We start from the raw sequence: 361 nt of genomic DNA on the forward strand, positions 1-361 counted from the left end.
GGGGTCCGTCACGGTGTCGGGCGTGCCGTCGCCTGCGTCCGGCGCGGGCTCGGTCGGCGACGTGACGTCGGTGGGCTCCGGCCCGCGGAGCGGCGAACCCTCGGCCGCGGAGTCGCTCTCGGTGGGTGAGTCGCCCTCGGACGATCGGCGCCGACGGTGGGCGCTGCGGTGCAGGACCGCGATCCGTTCGTGGCGGTCGGCGATCTCGGGGATCGCCGCGAGGTACGGCCGGGCGTTGCCGACCCAGCCGCCGAGCTCACCCCGGCCCGCCTCGACCGGCCGGTAGCCGAAGGTCTCGAAGTCCTCGGCGAAGAGCGTCGCGACGATCTCCGCCGTCTCCTCGTCGTACAGGGACGGCGAG

At 75.3% G+C, this 361-nt stretch carries 1 protein-coding gene; it reads right to left on the reverse strand.

What is annotated here, in order from left to right; translation table 11 throughout:
- A partial coding sequence (locus V5O49_RS00280; RefSeq protein WP_332900467.1) for a hypothetical protein occupies positions 1-361 on the reverse strand: 361 nt, incomplete at both ends.

Source organism: Isoptericola haloaureus, assembly GCF_036689775.1.
GTDB classification, from domain to species: Bacteria; Actinomycetota; Actinomycetes; order Actinomycetales; family Cellulomonadaceae; genus Isoptericola; species Isoptericola haloaureus.